The 14,901-nt window shown below is 56.6% G+C and carries 13 protein-coding genes; 2 read left to right on the forward strand and 11 right to left on the reverse strand.

Features of this window, described 5'->3' with window-relative positions; genetic code table 11:
- Positions 1–4: 4 nt before the first annotated feature.
- The 3 genes from actP to acs all read right to left on the reverse strand — a co-directional run bounded on the left by actP (position 5) and on the right by acs (position 4,052).
- Positions 5–1,654, reverse strand: coding sequence for a cation/acetate symporter ActP (actP, locus tag ACMGGQ_RS22800; protein ID WP_045909181.1), 1,650 nt, complete (start codon positions 1,652–1,654; stop codon positions 5–7).
- On the reverse strand, positions 1,651–1,965 hold the full coding sequence (locus ACMGGQ_RS22805; protein ID WP_008503396.1) for a DUF485 domain-containing protein: 315 nt from the start codon (positions 1,963–1,965) through the stop codon (positions 1,651–1,653). The genes actP and ACMGGQ_RS22805 overlap by 4 nt, the downstream gene beginning before the upstream one ends.
- Before the next feature lie 128 nt (positions 1,966–2,093).
- The gene (gene acs, locus ACMGGQ_RS22810) at positions 2,094–4,052 is read right to left on the reverse strand and encodes an acetate--CoA ligase (protein ID WP_277718290.1); all 1,959 of its coding nucleotides are present in this window, start codon (positions 4,050–4,052) and stop codon (positions 2,094–2,096) included.
- 423 nt (positions 4,053–4,475) lie between these two features.
- Between acs and gltP the strand changes: the two genes are divergently transcribed.
- The gene (gene gltP / locus ACMGGQ_RS22815; protein WP_045909183.1) at positions 4,476–5,789 is read left to right on the forward strand and encodes a glutamate/aspartate:proton symporter GltP; all 1,314 of its coding nucleotides are present in this window, start codon (positions 4,476–4,478) and stop codon (positions 5,787–5,789) included.
- A gap of 80 nt (positions 5,790–5,869) precedes the next feature.
- Here gltP and ACMGGQ_RS22820 read toward each other — a convergent pair whose 3' ends face one another.
- The 3 genes from ACMGGQ_RS22820 to fdhF form a co-directional block, all read right to left on the reverse strand.
- Positions 5,870–6,544 carry a tetratricopeptide repeat protein gene (locus ACMGGQ_RS22820; protein ID WP_023618154.1) on the reverse strand — a complete coding sequence of 225 codons (675 nt, stop codon included), beginning with the start codon at positions 6,542–6,544 and terminating at the stop codon, positions 5,870–5,872.
- A 121-nt stretch (positions 6,545–6,665) separates the two neighbouring features.
- A complete protein-coding gene (locus ACMGGQ_RS22825; protein ID WP_045909184.1) occupies positions 6,666–6,818 on the reverse strand; it encodes a Hok/Gef family protein in 153 nt (50 codons plus the stop codon).
- Positions 6,819–7,140: 322 nt separating this feature from the next.
- Positions 7,141–9,288 (reverse strand): formate dehydrogenase subunit alpha, encoded by a 2,148-nt coding sequence (gene fdhF, locus ACMGGQ_RS22830; protein ID WP_420290541.1) that lies wholly within the window; start codon positions 9,286–9,288, stop codon positions 7,141–7,143.
- 256 nt (positions 9,289–9,544) lie between these two features.
- On the opposite strand from fdhF, the gene ACMGGQ_RS22835 reads away from it, so the two are divergent.
- Positions 9,545–10,276, forward strand: a complete 732-nt coding sequence (locus ACMGGQ_RS22835) for a response regulator (protein ID WP_126534922.1) — start codon at positions 9,545–9,547, stop codon at positions 10,274–10,276.
- A gap of 3 nt (positions 10,277–10,279) precedes the next feature.
- Here ACMGGQ_RS22835 and lpxO read toward each other — a convergent pair whose 3' ends face one another.
- The 5 genes from lpxO to ACMGGQ_RS22860 form a co-directional block, all read right to left on the reverse strand.
- Positions 10,280–11,188: a lipid A hydroxylase LpxO gene (gene lpxO, locus ACMGGQ_RS22840; protein ID WP_008500041.1), complete on the reverse strand. Its 909-nt coding sequence runs from the start codon at positions 11,186–11,188 to the stop codon at positions 10,280–10,282.
- A gap of 143 nt (positions 11,189–11,331) precedes the next feature.
- On the reverse strand, positions 11,332–12,336 hold the full coding sequence (locus ACMGGQ_RS22845; RefSeq protein ID WP_045909186.1) for a carbohydrate kinase family protein: 1,005 nt from the start codon (positions 12,334–12,336) through the stop codon (positions 11,332–11,334).
- The gene (locus ACMGGQ_RS22850) at positions 12,336–13,196 is read right to left on the reverse strand and encodes a ketose 1,6-bisphosphate aldolase (protein ID WP_048226469.1); all 861 of its coding nucleotides are present in this window, start codon (positions 13,194–13,196) and stop codon (positions 12,336–12,338) included. The genes ACMGGQ_RS22845 and ACMGGQ_RS22850 overlap by 1 nt, the downstream gene beginning before the upstream one ends.
- A gap of 10 nt (positions 13,197–13,206) precedes the next feature.
- On the reverse strand, positions 13,207–13,893 hold the full coding sequence (locus ACMGGQ_RS22855; protein ID WP_420290542.1) for a D-lyxose/D-mannose family sugar isomerase: 687 nt from the start codon (positions 13,891–13,893) through the stop codon (positions 13,207–13,209).
- 49 nt (positions 13,894–13,942) lie between these two features.
- Positions 13,943–14,884 (reverse strand): ABC transporter substrate-binding protein, encoded by a 942-nt coding sequence (locus tag ACMGGQ_RS22860; protein ID WP_021242935.1) that lies wholly within the window; start codon positions 14,882–14,884, stop codon positions 13,943–13,945.
- Between the last annotated feature and the right edge of the window lie 17 nt (positions 14,885–14,901).

Raw genomic sequence — 14,901 nt, forward strand, 5'->3', positions numbered from 1 at the left:
AGGTTTAGTGCGCGCGGCCCTGCTCAACGCCAAGACCGGTTTGTGAACGAATAAACTGGGCGCGGAATTTCTCGCGCTCCAGGTTACCCTCCGGCGAATTGTCGGTGGCCGAGAAGACCCAGATACCGATAAACGCCACGGCAATGGAGAACAGCGCCGGGTATTCATACGGGAAGATGGCGCTGGCGTGACCGAGGATCTGCACCCAGATTGTCGGGCCCAGAATCATCAGGATCACCGCCGTCAGCAGCCCCAGCCAGCCGCCAATCATCGCGCCACGGGTGGTCAGTTTCGACCAGTACATGGAGAGCAGGATGATCGGGAAGTTACAGCTTGCCGCGATGGAGAAGGCCAGCCCCACCATAAAGGCGATGTTTTGCTTCTCGAACAGAATGCCCAGCAGGATCGCCACAACGCCCAGCACCAGCACGGTGATTTTGGAGACTTTCAGCTCATCGCGCTCGCTCGCGCCTTTGCGGAAGACGTTGGCGTAGAGGTCATGAGAGACCGCCGACGCCCCGGCCAGCGTTAACCCCGCAACCACCGCAAGAATGGTGGCGAAGGCCACGGCAGAGATAAAGCCGAGGAACAGGTTGCCGCCCACCGCGTCGGCCAGATGCACCGCCGCCATGTTATTGCCGCCAATCAGCGCGCCCGCGGCATCTTTAAACGCCGGGTTTGCCCCCACCAGCATGATCGCGCCAAAGCCGATGATAAAGGTCAGGATATAGAAGTAGCCCATGAAGCCGGTAGCGTAGAAGACGCTCTTGCGCGCTTCACGCGCATCGCTCACGGTGAAGAAGCGCATCAGAATGTGCGGTAGACCTGCGGTACCAAACATCAGGCCCAGACCGAGCGACAGGGCAGAAATCGGGTCTTTCACCAGCCCGCCCGGGCTCATAATGGCTTCCCCTTTCGGATGGACCGCCATGGCCTCGGTAAACAGGTTATTGAAGCTGAACCCGACGTGCTTCATCACCATAAAGGCCATAAAGCTGGCGCCGAACAGCAGCAATACCGCTTTGATGATTTGCACCCAGGTGGTCGCCAGCATGCCGCCGAACAGGACGTACATCACCATCAGCACGCCCACCAGTACCACCGCGATGTGGTAGTTCAGGCCGAACAGCAGCTCGATCAATTTACCCGCGCCCACCATCTGCGCGATCAGATACAGTGCCACCACCACCAGCGAACCGCAGGCGGAGAGGGTGCGAATCGGCCCCTGCTTCAGGCGATACGAGGCCACGTCGGCGAAGGTATAGCGGCCCAAGTTGCGCAGGCGCTCGGCAATCAGGAACAGAATGATCGGCCAGCCGACGAGGAAGCCGAGGGAGTAAATCAGGCCGTCATAGCCGGAGGTGTAGACCAGCGCGGAGATCCCGAGGAACGAGGCGGCGGACATAAAGTCACCCGCAATCGCCAGCCCGTTCTGGAAGCCAGTAATATTGCCGCCTGCAGTGTAGTAATCGTTACGGGAGCGCACGCGTTTCGACGCCCAGTACGTAATGTACAGCGTCAGCACCACGAAAATCAGGAACATGATAATCGCCTGCCAGTTGGTTGGCTGGCGCTGTACCTCGCCGGTAATGGCATCCGCCGCGTGGGCGGCAAAGGGAAGTGTGGCGGCTAGCGCCGTCAGGACTCGCTTCATGATGCTTTTACCTCTTGCAGTACCGCTTTATTAAGACGATCGAATTCACCGTTCGCGCGCCAGACGTAGACGCCGGTCAGCACAAATGAAATCACAATCACGCCAATGCCAATGGGAATACCGCGCGTCACGCTGGTCCCCTCGTGCAGCGGGGTGCCCAGCCAGTGCGGCGCAAAGGCGATCAGCAGAATAAAGCCGACATAGATAATCAGCATGATGATGGAAAGGGTGAAGGCAAACCGTTGCCGCTTATCGACGAGCTCCCTGTAGTGCGCACTATTCTCTATCTGCTGACAAATATGGTCATTCATCACAGAGTCTCCAAAGGTAAGGTTGGTTTGTTTTTATCCCCTCTCCCCTATGGGGTGAGGGTGAGGGGAGGAAGGTGCGGTCTGATGCCCTCACCCCGGCCCTCTCCCACGGGGAGAGGGAGAAAAGATTACGATGGCATTGCGATGGCCTGCTTCTCTTCGAGCAGTTTTTCCACCACGCCAGGATCCGCGAGCGTTGAGGTATCACCGAGGTTGCTGGTGTCCCCTGCCGCGATTTTGCGCAAGATACGACGCATAATTTTGCCAGAGCGGGTTTTCGGCAGCGAGTCGGTCCAGTGCAGCACGTCCGGCGTGGCCAGCGGGCCAATCTCTTTACGCACCCAGTTGCGCACTTCTGTATAAAGTTCTGGCGACGGCTCTTCACCGTGGTTCAGAGTGACATAGGCGTAAATCGCCTGGCCTTTGATGTTGTGCGGAATACCGACAACGGCCGCTTCGGCAATCTTCGGATGCGACACCAGCGCTGATTCAATTTCCGCGGTGCCCAGACGGTGGCCGGAGACGTTCAGCACGTCGTCCACGCGTCCGGTGATCCAGTAATAATCGTCTTCATCACGGCGCGCGCCGTCGCCGCTGAAGTACATGTTTTTAAAGGTCGAGAAGTAGGTCTGCTCGAAGCGATCGTGATCGCCGAACAGGGTACGCGCCTGACCCGGCCACGAGTCCGTGATCACCAGGTTGCCTTCGGTGGCGCCTTCCAGCGGGTTGCCTTCGTTATCCACCAGCGCAGGCTGCACGCCGAAGAACGGACGGGTTGCCGAGCCTGCTTTCAGCTGCGTGGCGCCCGGCATCGGGGTGATCATGAAACCGCCGGTTTCGGTCTGCCACCAGGTGTCCATGACCGGGCATTTCTCGTTGCCGATTTTCTTCCAGTACCACTCCCAGGCTTCCGGATTAATCGGCTCGCCCACGGAACCAAGGATGCGCAATGAAGAGCGGTCGGTCCCTTCGATGGCTTTATCGCCTTCCGCCATTAAGGCGCGGATCGCCGTAGGCGCGGTGTAGAGAATATTGACCTGATGCTTGTCGACGACCTGGCACATACGCGCCGGGGTCGGCCAGTTGGGTACGCCTTCAAACATCAGCGTTGTTGCGCCACAGGCCAGCGGGCCGTACAGCAGGTAGCTGTGCCCGGTGACCCAGCCCACGTCGGCGGTGCACCAGTAGATGTCGCCCGGGTGGTAGTCGAAGACGTATTTGAAAGTGGTGGCCGCGTAGACCAGATAGCCGCCGGTGGTGTGCAGCACGCCTTTCGGTTTGCCGGTTGAGCCAGAGGTGTAAAGAATGAAGAGCGGATCTTCCGCATTCATCTCTTCAGGCTGATGCTGGTCGCTCGCTTTTTCAATCAGGTCGCTCCACCACAGGTCGCGCCCCTCGTGCCAGTCGATTTTGCCGCCGGTACGCTTAAGGACGATGACGTTGCTGACCGTTTTGACGTTCGGGTTTTTCAGCGCTTCGTCGACGTTTTTCTTGAGTGGGATACCGCGTCCTGCACGCACGCCTTCATCGGCGGTGATCACCAGTTTTGAGCTTGAATCGACAATACGACCCGCAACCGCCTCTGGCGAGAACCCACCAAAGATAACCGAGTGAATGGCGCCGATACGCGCGCAGGCCAGCATGGCCACCGCCGCTTCCGGCACCATCGGCATATAGATTGCGACCACGTCGCCTTTTTTAATGCCTTTATCCAGCAGGACGTTGGCAAAGCGGCACACGTCGCGGTGCAGTTCTTTATAAGTAATGTGTTTGCTCTGCGAGGCATCATCGCCTTCCCAGATAATCGCCGTCTCGTTCCCGCGCGCGGCAAGGTGACGGTCAAGGCAGTTCGCCGCCAGGTTCAGCGTGCCATCTTCATACCATTTAATGGAGACGTTACCGGGCGCAAAGGAGGTGTTCTTCACCTTCTGATAAGGTTTGATCCAGTCCAGGATATGACCCTGCTCACCCCAGAAGGTGTCCGGGGCGGTGATAGATTGCTGATATTTCTCGTGGTACTGCTCCGGGTTGATCAGGCAACGGTCCGCAATGTTTGCGGGAATGTCATGTTTGTGTATTTGGCTCATGGCTTTTTTTCTCCTTGTAAGATGTTAATAATATGTCGCAAAAACGTTAATAGTAGGGGCTTTACAAGCTTTGTTTATTATTTGGGCTACAGATCACGCATTGTTTGAACAGGTTGAAAAATGAGCGAATGAAACTTTGAAGGAAAATAATTTATGCTGACGATTATTCACATTTATGTTTAAAAAAGCGTTTTTATAACAAAAGGTTATTTATTAGAAACAGGAGAAACTCCCGTCACGGACGCTTTTACGAGTGAAATGCGTCGTTCTTTAAGGCTTGCGCAACAGGCCGCGCAAATGATACTCATACGCCGCGTTAAAAAATCCCATAAATCGACGCAACACAATTCATACCCTATCAGTATGTCCCCTTATTCATGCAGTTTGAGTGAATAAGGCGCTTCATTGAGGAAGTCAGTTTCTATGAAAAACGTTAAAGTCAGCCTGGCCTGGCAGATCTTAATTGCCCTTGTGCTGGGCATCTTGCTGGGCAGTTACCTCCACTATCACAGCGACAGCCGCGACTGGCTGATTGCGAACCTGCTTTCACCGGCAGGAGATATCTTTATTCATCTGATCAAGATGATAGTGGTACCGATTGTGATCTCGACGCTGGTGGTGGGTATTGCGGGCGTCGGCGATGCGAAGCAGTTAGGTCGTATTGGCGCGAAAACCATTATCTATTTCGAAGTGATCACTACGGTTGCGATCATTCTCGGTATCACCCTGGCGAACGTGTTCCAGCCGGGTTCCGGGATTGATATGTCGCAGCTGGCTACGGTGGATATTTCGAAATACCAAAGTACAACCGCTGACGTGCAGAGCCATGCACACGGCCTGATGGGCACTATCCTTTCTCTGGTACCGACCAACATCGTGGCATCGATGGCGAAGGGCGAGATGTTGCCTATTATCTTCTTCTCGGTCCTGTTTGGTCTGGGGCTCTCCTCTCTGCCCGCGACGCACCGCGAACCGCTGGTGACCGTGTTCCGCTCTATCTCCGAGACCATGTTTAAAGTGACCCACATGGTGATGCGTTACGCGCCGGTAGGGGTGTTTGCGCTTATCGCCGTCACCGTGGCGAACTTCGGTTTTGCCTCCCTCTGGCCGCTGGCGAAGCTGGTGATTCTGGTGCACTTCGCGATCCTGTTCTTTGCGCTGGTGGTGCTGGGCATCGTGGCGCGTCTGTGCGGGCTGAGCATCTGGATCCTGATCCGTATCCTGAAAGATGAGCTGATTCTGGCCTACTCCACGGCAAGCTCTGAGAGCGTGCTGCCGCGTATTATTGAGAAGATGGAAGCCTACGGCGCGCCAGCGTCGATCACCAGCTTCGTGGTGCCGACCGGTTACTCCTTTAACCTGGATGGTTCCACGCTGTACCAGAGTATCGCCGCTATCTTTATTGCCCAGCTGTACGGCATTGACCTGTCGCTGTGGCAGGAGATCGTCCTGGTGCTGACGCTGATGGTGACCTCTAAAGGTATCGCAGGCGTACCGGGCGTTTCGTTCGTGGTGCTGCTGGCGACGCTGGGCAGCGTCGGTATTCCGCTGGAAGGTTTGGCCTTTATTGCCGGTGTGGACCGTATCCTCGACATGGCGCGTACGGCGCTGAACGTGGTGGGTAATGCACTGGCGGTGCTGGTTATCGCCAAGTGGGAACACAAATTTGATCGTAAAAAGGCGCTGGCGTATGAACGCGAGGTGCTGGGTCGTTTTGATAAGACTGCCGATCGCTAACCTCTTAAGCCCGGTGGCGCTGCGCTTACCGGGCCTGCGGGTCTTGTAGGCCGGGTAAGGCGAAGCCGCCACCCGGCACTTTACTCCCCGCTCAACGCATCAAACTCTTCACATCCCGTATCAAAACCTTCAGTACAGCTCAGGTTCAACCAGTACAGTGCTTTCTGCTTATTTGGCGTGATAAAGCCTTTCTCACCCTGCCTGAACAACATCCCTGCCCAGTACTCGGCATAGCCCGTACGCGAAAGGGCTGAACTTCGCTTGAACCACGAGGCGGCCTGCACGTCATCCTGCGCCACCTCTACGCCGTTGGCATAAATCAACCCCAGCAGCAGCTGCGCATCGACCGCAGAGTCACTGTCGATATCTTCGGTTGCCGTTTGCAACAGTCTGATAGCCTGCGGATAGTCCGTTTTCCCCGCCTGAGTATTCACCAGAATGCGCGCCAGCATGATCGCGCCGCGTTTGCTGCCAGCAATGTTTGCCTGTTGGGCCAGGGCTTTGGCCTGTGCGTAATCGCCCTGCGTAAAGAGGATTTGCGAGAGCAACCCCATGGCGTCGACATCGCCGCCTTTCGCGGCTTTCTCGGCCCACAGCGCGGCCTGCTTGCTGTCGCCGGAGCTGAAGTACGTATCGGCAAGATAATACTGGGCACGCGCATCACCGGCTTCCGCCTGTTTCCGATACTGGCTGCCTATCTCATCCGCGCGGGCGAAGGACGTTAAAAACACTAACAACAGAAAAATGGCTTTCATGGATTCTTATCATCTGGGTACACGCCGCGCAGTATAATCGCGGGCGCAAAAGAAAAAAATGGGTGCATTAAGACCTCAGCATCCTACAAGTCGGGCGGAACCGTTGTTCCGCCCATAGAGGTTAGCCTGGGTTGCAGGCTAATTTAGCCGCCACCTCCTGATGTTCACTCTTTATTGAAAACTCGCAGAGCTTACCGCGAGTAATAAAGGTAAAGATCACTATCGTCAGGCAAACAATAAAGACGATGCCTAACGCAGTTTTTAATGGCGTCATGCCTTTTACTCCTTGTCAAAAAAAGAATAAGAGGCTACTCTCAACCTGTTGGGAGTTGAGGGAGTAGCCTCGGGTAAATGAAAATTTCCCGGGGCTTTCTACTTTCTGTCCCTCAACAATGCTCAAGACAGAAAGTCTTAAGCACCCGCCGCATATCTTATCTCTCTGAATTAAAATGCAAAGATGTAATTTCTTTTCGCGAAAATTACATTATTTCTGCGAGCCGCTTTCCAGAATAATAATTTATATTTCTTATGAATTAATCGGAAATAAAAAGGGAGTGAATATATCACTCCCTTTATTCATCGATGAATTAACGGCTTCAACCCATTGCGCTTTCGCGCAGTCGGGCTTTTAGCTTGTTATATTCGTCGATCACGTACTGTTCTGCCGCGTGCTGATCCGCAATCGGCTCAACGTTGACGGCGCAGTATTTATACTCCGGCGTTTTGGTTATCGGGCTTAAATTCTCCGTTACCAGCTCGTTGCAGGCACCAATCCACCACTGATAGGTCATATAGACCGCCCCTTTGTTTGGACGATCGCTGACCTGCGCACGGGTGATGATCCGCCCTTTGCGCGAATTCACCCACACCAGCGCCTCGTCCTCAATACCAAGGCGTTCCGCATCGGCGGTGTTGATTTGCGCATAGCCGGGCTCGTCCGCCAGCGCGGCCAGCGCGGCGCAGTTGCCGGTCATCGAACGACAGGAGTAGTGGCCCACTTCACGTACGGTGGAGAGCACCATCGGATACTCATCGGTGAGTTTATCAATGGGCGCGACCCAGTCGCAGGTGAAGAATTGCGCCAGCCCGTTCGGGGTGTCGAATTTCTCCTTAAAGAGATAGGACGTGCCTTGATCGGCCTCCGACTCATCCCGGCACGGCCACTGGATGTATCCCAGCTCACCCATTTTTTCATAGGTGGCGCCGTAGAAGTCCGGACACAGGCTGCGCAACTCGTCCCAGATCTCCTGGGTGTTGTTGTAGTGCATCGGGTAGCCCATACGGGTGGCTATTTCGCTGATAATCTGCCAGTCCGTTTTCAGATCCCACTTCGGCTCGACCGCCTTGAAGAAGCGCTGGAAGCCGCGGTCGGCCGCGGTGTAGACGCCTTCATGCTCGCCCCAGGAGGTCGACGGTAAAATGACATCCGCCGCCGCCGCGGTTTTGGTCATGAAGATATCCTGGACAATCACCAGCTCCAGATCCTCAAACCCTTTACGCACTGCAGAGAGCTCGGCGTCGGTCTGAAGCGGATCTTCACCCATGATGTAGGCCGCACGCACTTCGCCGTGCGCCGCGCGGTGCGGCAGCTCGCTGATGCGGTACCCGGTGTGTTCCGGCAGGCTTTCCACGCCCCAGGCCTTCGCGAATTTGGCGCGGTTCTCCGGGAATTTCACGTACTGGTAGCCAGGATAAGTATCCGGCAGCGCGCCCATATCGCAGGCGCCCTGCACGTTATTCTGACCACGGACCGGGTTCACGCCAACGTGGGCTTTACCCAGATTACCGGTCAGAATCGCGAGGCTGGTCAGCGAGCGCACGGTTTCCACGCCCTGGTAGAACTGGGTCACGCCCATGCCCCAGAGGATGGCGGCGGTTTTCGCCCCGGCATACATCCTGGCCGCCTGACGGATCGCCTGCGCGCTGACGCCGGTTATCGCTTCAACCGACTCTGGCGTGTAGCCTTCGACTATTTTCTTATACTCTTCAAAGCCTTCCGTACGGGTCGCGACAAACGCCTGGTCGTACAGGTTCTCCTCAATGATGACGTGTCCCATTGCATTCAACAGCGCGATGTTCGAGCCGTTTTTCAATGCAATGTGCATATCCGCAATGCGCGCGGTTTCAATTTTGCGCGGATCGCAGACGATGATTTTCGCCCCATTCTGTTTAGCGCGAATAACGTGGTTCGCGACGATAGGGTGAGAATCCGCCGGGTTATAACCAAAGATGAAGACGAGATCGGTATTATCTATCTCGTTGATGGCATTACTCATTGCGCCGTTACCGACCGACTGGTGCAGACCTGCAACCGATGGGCCGTGTCAGACGCGAGCGCAGCAGTCGACGTTATTAGTACCAATAACGGCGCGCGCGAATTTTTGCATCACATAGTTGGTTTCATTTCCCGTCCCGCGGGAAGAGCCGGTAGTCTGGATGGCATCCGGGCCATACTTGGCCTTGATGGCGCTCAGGCGCGTGGCGACGTAATCCAGCGCCTCGTTCCAGGAGACGGCTTCCAGCTTGCCGCCGCGCTCGCGGCGGATCATAGGGGTTTTCAGGCGCGGGGTAAGGATTTGGGTATCGTTAATAAAATCCCAGCCGTAGTAACCTTTCAGGCACAGCGTGCCCTGGTTGGTTTTCCCCTGTGCGGCCTCCGCCCGGACGATTTTGCCGTTATCGACCACCAGGTGGATCTTGCAACCTGAGGCACAATAAGGGCAAACCGTGACGACTTTTTTCATCAGTCTGCTCCAGTTAATCGAATCGTTCGCACCCACTATGCAGCTTCTATGCCATGTTTTTTGTATGGGTATCCCCTGACTTTACGGCCCATTCGGGGTGAAAACCCTGACAAAAAGCAGCCAATCGTCAAAATTGACGTGTCGACAGTGCGGCGGATGTGACATGGGTTGAATTTCCGTCACTGAAAAAACCTTTTGACTGGAGCCGACGGCAGAATAGTTCAGACTTAACATAATCCCCTGACGGAAGCATACGATGAAACCGGCGATTCTGGTGGTTGATGACGATACGGCAGTCTGCGAACTGCTTCAGGACGTGCTGAGCGAGCACGTCTTTAGCGTGCTTGTCTGCCATAACGGCCAGGATGCACTTCGCCGGGTACAACAGGAGCCGAATATCGCGCTTGTGCTGCTGGATATGATGCTGCCGGATATTAATGGCCTGCAGGTTCTGCTGCAGTTGCAAAAGCAGCGTCCGGCGCTACCGGTTGTGATGTTAACCGGGCTGGGCAGCGAGTCAGACGTGGTGGTGGGGCTGGAGATGGGGGCCGACGATTATATTGGCAAACCGTTTAACCCGCGCGTGGTGGTCGCCCGGGTGAAAGCGGTGCTGCGCCGTACGGGCGTGCTGGCGGCGGAAGCTCCCGCAGCGCCCGTCGCGGGCATTGCGTTTAACGGATGGACGCTTGATACCACCCGCTGCGAGCTGAGCGATCCGCAGCGTAATCCCGTGCCCTTAACCCAGGGCGAGTACGGCCTGCTGCTGGCGCTCACGCAAAATGCCCGTCGGGTGCTGAGCCGTGACAGGCTGCTCGAGCTGACCCACAGCGAAAGCGCCGACGTGTTCGATCGCACGATTGATGTGCTGATCATGCGCCTGCGCCGGAAAATAGAGGCTAACCCGCATCAGCCTGCGCTGATCAAAACGATCCGCGGGCTGGGTTACGTGTTTGCCACCGATGTGAGCCGGCCCGAACAGGCGGCATAAGGCTTACGTTATCGCCGGAACAATGATGGCGGCAAAGATTGCAGCGATGCACAGATACTTGAGGGCGTAATAGGCCTTACGGTTTCTTTTTTTCAGACGCTGCCCCCGCTCGCGACCTGCATGAACGTATTTAAAAATGCGGTTAATGCCACCAGTGCTGTCATTCTCGTCATTCGGTGAGCTGGCTGCAGACATTAGCGTGGTTCCCACCCAATGGTTAACCGCCTGCGCCCAGCGCCATTTCATCGGACGCTCAATATCGCAGAAGAGAATAATGCGCGTTTGATCCGTTTTATTCTCTGCCCAGTGGACGTAGGTCTCATCAAAAATAACGGCTTCACCATCCCGCCAGCTGTGGCGCTGCCTGTCGACTTCAATAAAGCAGCGATCGTCATTCGGTGTGAATAAGCCCAGATGGTAACGAACCGAGCCCGCGTACGGGTCCCGGTGCTTGCCAAGCTTCGCTCCCGCCGGCAGCTCGGCAAACATGGCCGCCTTCACTGAGGGGATTTCACTTACCAGCCGGGTCGTCACCGGGCATAAAGACTGCGCGGAGGGATGGGCATCGGCATACCACTTCAGATAAAAACGTTTCCAGCCGCGTTTAAAAAAGGTGTTAAAGCCAGCGTCGTTATTATTTTCCGCTGCCTTAATATGATGCTGCAAACGCAGCGCCTCTTCGCGAATAACCAGCCAGTTTTCCGTCAGCTTATTTAATTCCGGGAAGCGTTCTGTTTCAAAGAAAGGCTGCCTGGCGGGCAGGGAAGAAAACGCCGTCATAAACATATTGATGGGCGCCATGAACGTCGAATGGTCGAAGAGCTGACGAGAAAGCGTCTGTTTTTCTTTGCCGCGTGAATGCGCATAAATAACGCTGATAATGAAAATACCGATGATGATGGCTGCGAACATTTTTCCCTTGTCCTCTTTCTATCTCATTTCGGAAAAGCGTGCGGACAGTGTGCTGCCCACGCCGAATATGCCAGATGGAGAGAGTGTAGTTCGGGGATGTAAAATTCATAGAACTGTAATGAAATATCGCAATTATTGTTAAATTACACGCTCTCGCGAATAAACGCCTGCAGCTCGGCCAGCGTTTTTGCACCGTCAATCGCATTGGCCGCCAGTAGGCTTGCCCGCGCGCAGGCGTGCGCCAGATAAATACTCTCTGTCAGCGGCAGCGATTCATGGCAGCCGTATAAAAAGCCCGCGCAAAAGGCATCGCCCGCGCCGACGCTGCCGATAATCTCTTCCTGCTCCAGCATCCATGACGGGATCCAGCGACCCTCTTCACCGCGGGCTTCTCCCCATGCGCCTTCCGGGCAGTGGATCACCACCCGCTGGCGTACGCCTGCCGCCAGCAGCTGCGCCGCGGCATCGGCGATATGGGCAATGTGCGGGGCGTCGTTTTCATCACGCATTGTCAGGCCGCTAAACTCACCGGCCTCCAGCTCGTTAATGACCAGATAGTCGAGATGGCGCAGGGCAGGGAGCACCAGCGGCTGATAGCGTGGGTCACCCTTGCGGGAAACCAGGTCGAGCGAGGTTTCATACCCCTGGTCACGCATTTGTGCCAGCAGCCGCGCGCTGCGGGTGCCGAACTCGTCATCGGGCATATCCAGGCTGTCGAGCAGCAGGAGATAGCCGAGATGGAAGATCTTCATCGATCCGTCTAAGCGATCGAAAGCGGGAAGATCCAGCAGGCGGTTGGCCCCCGGTGAGTGGAAAAAGGTGCGCTGTCCGCTGGGATCGGTCATCACCTGCGACATGGAGGTTGGCGCAAAGGTGGTGCGCTGTACGCGCTGGCGGTTGACGTGGTACTGGTCGAGCATCGCCAGAATGTAGTCTCCGTCGCTGTCTTCGCCAATCAGCCCCACCGCCTGCAGCGGCAGGCCAACGTGCATTTTCGCCAGCGTCAGCAGGACGTTGAGCGGCGCGCCGCCGGTTGAGCGTTCGCTGTGGGTGATTTCCGCCAGCCAGCCGCGCTCCGGCCACTGCACGATCTGGTGAACGTGGTCCACCAGCATATTGCCTGCGGCGATGATGCCTTTGCGTTCCATTATGCCTGCCCCGCGCTGCCGAAGATGCGCATCTGTTCGGCGACCGTATCCGTAATCGCCTCTTCTATGCCCAGCAGCAGCTCGGCAAACTCGTCGTAGAGCGGCTGGCGTTTTGCCATACGCTGCTCCACGGCGGCGAGCGCGGCCTGCGACATCCCGGTATAGAAATTGATTTTATGAATGCCCAGCTCGATGGCGCGGCGGAAGTCGGCATCGCTAATCCCGGAGCCGCCGTGTAAAACCAGCGGCAGTCCCGTCTGTTGACGAATGGCGTCCAGGCGAGGGAAATCGAGCTTCGGCTCGCCTTTATACTTGCCGTGTGCGTTGCCGATGGCGACGGCCAGCGCGTCGATGCCGGTTGAATCGACAAATTCGCGCGCCAGCTGTGGATCGGTGAAGAAGGCTTCATCCGCATGTCCGTAAAGCGCGCCGCCTTCATCCCCCCCGACCGCGCCCAGCTCCGCCTCCACCGAGACGCCCACCGCATGGCACATCTTCACCACTTCCCGCGTCTGGCGGATGTTTTCCTCATAGCTCAGCGTAGAGCCGTCGAACATCACCGAGCTGAACCCTAAGCGCAGGGCGCGCACCACCGCCTCGAAATGCAGGCCGTGGTCGAGATTGAGCACCACGGGAATGTCGTGACGGGCGGCTTCGAACTTAACCGCTTCGACAAGGGAATCCAGCGACACGTACTTAAAATGCACTTCGGCGATATTGATGATAAACGGCGAGCGCTCCTGCTTTGCGGCGGCGAACAGCGCGCGCAGGAAGTGGGAATCGAGCACGTTAAATGCGCCCAGCGCATAGCGGTGTTGTCTGGCGTGGGCAAGACCGTCGGCAAGAGAAATCAATGGCATCATTCACCCCTTATATCCGAAACAGGTTGTACTCATTGCACAGCACCAGCAGCGCCGGCTCGTCTTCTTCGATGTTGTTATAGCGGGCAACGGGCTGCAAAAAGTGGTTGTCGTGTTCATCGTCATTGACCGAGGACACTTCCCCGACCAGCACGTCGCCGAAGCCGCGTTCGCCCCAGAAACTGTGGTAAAGACCGGGCGTCAGGCAGATGCTTTCCCCTGGTGTGAGGCGCAGCTGGCTGCCGGGGGCGTGGGTTTGACGGCAGCCGTCGACGGTGACCGTCACGTCGGTGTTTTCCGTCTCTTCATGCGCCCCGGCATTCCATAATTCCACGATCAGATTCCCGCCGCCCCGGTTGATGATGTCTTCCCGTTTACGCCAGTGAAAATGCATCGGCGTGACCTGGCCGTCCCGCACGTGCATGATTTTTTCGGCATAGTTTTTTTCATACGGCACGCCGTTGGGCGAGCCGTTGCGCAGGGTAAACAGCGTCAGGCCCTCAGCGGCAAAGTTGTTGCCGCCGAATGCCGTCACGTCCCAGCCGAGCCTGAGGTCGAACACTTCCTGCCATGCAGCCAGGTCCAGCTGCTGCCATTTCGTTGGCGGAAAGCTGGCAAAAGGCGGGAGATGAACGTCGTGCATGGAGAAAAACTGCCGCGTGTGGCCGAGGATTTCGTTAATGTCGGAGCGTTTCATGGGGACTCCTTGAAAACAGTCCCCTCTCCCTGCGGGAGAGGGAAAAGGATCATTTAACCGTCCACCCCTTATACGTGCCGACGTTCTTTTTATCGATCATCGTCACCGGGATCAGCACGGGCGCTTTCGGCGCAGGTTTGCCCTGGAGAATGTCATAGCCGATCTCCACCGCTTTTGCCGCCATGACCTGCGGATCCTGCGCCGGGGTCGCCACAAACAGCGAGTTTTCGCGCTTCAGCGCTTCCTCACCGTCCGGTGAACCATCCACGCCAACGATAAAGAACTCATTACGTTGAGCCTGTTTCGCGGCCAGATCGGCGCCGATCGCCGTCGGATCGTTAATCGCAAACACGCCGTCGATCTTCGGATTGGCCGCCAGCAGGGAGGTCATGACTTCCAGACCGCCTTCACGACTGCCTTTGGCGTTCTGGTTATCCGAGAGCACCTTGATATCCGGATGTTTTTTGAACTCCGTCTGGCAACCTTCCACGCGGTTTTGCACCGCTGAGACCGGCGGTCCGTTGATGATCACCACGTTGCCTTTCCCTTTCAGGCGGTCGGTAATGTACTTACAGGCCATCTCACCCGCCTGGGTGTTATCGGAGGTGATGGTCGCATCAGCCCCTTCCGCCGCGACGTCAACCGCCACGACCACGATCCCGGCGTCCTTCGCGCGCTTCACCGCCGGGCCGATCCCTTTGGAGTCCGCGGCGTTGAGGATGATCATGTCCACTTTCGCGGCGATGAAGTTGTCGATCTGCGCCACCTGCTGGCCCAGATCGTAGCCGCTGGAGACCAGCGTCACCTTGACGTTATCCCCCGCCAGCTTGCGCGCTTCCAGCTCGGCACCTTTGGTGATCTGCACGAAGAACGGGTTAGCCAGGTCACCCACCGTCACGCCAATGGACTTCAGATCTTTCGCCTGCGCAAACGGCGTTGCGGCAAGCAGCGCGCCAGCACAGAGCGCAGTTACTAACGGTTTCAAACGCATCTTGTCTTCCTCACTCG

Source organism: Enterobacter sp. BNK-13 (assembly GCF_048685015.1).
GTDB classification, from domain to species: Bacteria; Pseudomonadota; Gammaproteobacteria; order Enterobacterales; family Enterobacteriaceae; genus Enterobacter; species Enterobacter quasiroggenkampii.